Annotated in this window: 1 protein-coding gene and 2 pseudogenes; all 3 read right to left on the bottom strand. The window is 33.0% G+C overall.

Annotation, left to right across the window (positions count from 1 at the left end):
- Positions 1-543, bottom strand: a pseudogene (locus ACE3PD_RS10495) (hypothetical protein); the annotation flags it as partial.
- The gene (locus ACE3PD_RS10490; RefSeq protein WP_374402225.1) at positions 543-1,670 is read right to left on the bottom strand and encodes a polysaccharide (de)acetylase; all 1,128 of its coding nucleotides are present in this window, start codon (positions 1,668-1,670) and stop codon (positions 543-545) included. The pseudogene ACE3PD_RS10495 and the gene ACE3PD_RS10490, both read right to left, overlap by 1 nt.
- Positions 1,664-2,034 (bottom strand): annotated as a pseudogene (locus ACE3PD_RS10485) (hypothetical protein); the annotation flags it as partial. The pseudogene ACE3PD_RS10485 and the gene ACE3PD_RS10490, both read right to left, overlap by 7 nt.

The raw sequence follows: 2,034 nt of genomic DNA, 5'->3' as shown, positions 1-2,034 counted from the left end.
TAACTTTCCTCTTTTGAAACGTAGATACTGTTCATTTAAGTCGTTCCACTTGTCATAGGCAGGAAAACCACTACCAAATGCTCTTCTAGCTAATTTTTTTGCTTGCGATTTAGATCGAACAAGTTTTACGTTAGTAGAACCCGCACCTCCTCTTAATTTAAAAACCTTAGGAAAAGTTGTTGATTCAATCCATTTGTATGCCTCTTCTTTTTCATAAAACACCCATGACTTTGCTACGGGTGCATTAAGGGCTTCTAATAAATATTTCTGACCTACTTTGTCATCAAAATGCCAACCTGAATTAAATTCTGGAAATACTTTTTTACCAGCTTGCTCTAACGAAAATAAAAGCCCTTTTGCAAATAAAACATCTTTAGCACTAGAATGATGATGGTGCCATAATAATGCATCACAATCCTTTAATGATTGAATAATATCGGAATCATAACAATTTACAATTTTGTAAGGGACTCCATTTTGCTGACAATATTTTATCCAATCTGGCGAAAAACCCCAATTGGACTTGTGTATGGCTATTTTCATTATTTAGACGATTTAATTAATTCTCCTAATTGATCGGATGTCATAAATTCTACATCAGGATATTTATTTACCACTTTTAGTAACAATTCGTATAAAAGAGAAACTCCATTTTTTCCGTTCTCTTTATTAATTCCACTAACATAATTCAGTCGATGGGTACTCATTATTACAGGGTTTTTCCATAAAAATGCTGCGGATATATCCTTAAAGCATTCGTCTACCCAATTCTTTTTGAGATCTGTTGTGGGTTCAAAATAAACATTTCGTACCAAATAGTATTGACCCAATTTATTTTTTTCTCCTAAAAAATGCTTTATTTTTCTATATCCACCTTCAAGTAGTGGTTCATTTTGAATTTTACCTCCTTGTAGAAATTTTACCCCTTTTTGTGCTAAAAAAGGATTCAAATCAGAGTGCCAAGTATAAACTGGGGCAATAAAAGATTTGGATTGAAACCCAAAAACAGATTCAAATAACGAAAGTCCTTCCTCTAATATAGCTTTTTGGTTGTCCAAAGTATTACCACCATCAACGCCTAAGGCTATTTGCAATTGGTTTCCTAACTCTGGATTTGTCTTTGAGGGTATACCAACCATATTAGAAGAAAAGGCTTCCAAGTCATCCTTACTTCCACTTCTCAACAATTGCATCCATTTAGCAATATTGTAATGCTCTCTAGCATGAAATTGAGGATAAAAGACCTTTTGCTTTATTCCTTGTTTCCATTTATCAAACACTTTCTGTTCTGGATAATATGTGTTTAACGTATCTACAAATGATTCGTAATAATACTTTTCAAACTTACTTTCCTTAATTTTTTCAAAGTCAGGATTTGCCATTACCACATTAGCCGTAATAATTGGAGATTGTCCTTTTGAATTTTTAATAGACAACAAGCTCGAAAAAAGTAATTCTAAATCACTATTTGAGGCGAGGGTATCATTTTGTTCAAAAACCCTTGTATCAATAGGAAATCCTTTTGAGATAAATAATTCATAGACTTCCTTTGAAGGCATTCGAATGCTCCCCCAATCGTCGGACTCAATCACTATAATTTTTCGATTCGTTTTCCAACCACTTAGATTTCTATAGTGCCTATTAATCGTTTTTCTTAATTTTTCTAACATTTGTTGATAATCTTTTCTAGATCCAAAGCAGCTATAAATTCTACATCTGGCCATTTCGATAATATCGATTTTAAAAGCAAGTCTAACGATTGTAATCCATTATCTCGGTTTAAAACGGAAATACCACCAACAAAAGAAGCTCTGTGATTGGAAATTATTGCAGGCTGATTTGCTTTAAAAGCTTGTTCCATATCATACAGACAACGATTTACGCCATTGTCTTCTTCTGACATATTGGCTTCGTACATGCAATTTCTTACCAATACCTTAAGACCAGATTTTCTATTTTTACCCAAATAATTGAATTGAGGGAAATCTTTACCATTCAGTCTTGGGATTTTAAAATACCTACCTACATCTAACC

The sequence above is a fragment of the Flavobacterium sp. genome, from assembly GCF_041911335.1.
Taxonomy (GTDB): domain Bacteria; phylum Bacteroidota; class Bacteroidia; order Flavobacteriales; family Flavobacteriaceae; genus Flavobacterium.
Note: the sequence above shows the minus strand (reverse complement) of the source record. Positions and strands in the feature narration are given on the sequence as shown.

Coding starts and splice junctions, on each gene's coding strand:
- ACE3PD_RS10490 (WP_374402225.1), bottom strand. CDS start 1,670: ATGTTAGAAAAATTAAGAAAAACGATTAATAGGCACTATAGAAATCTA.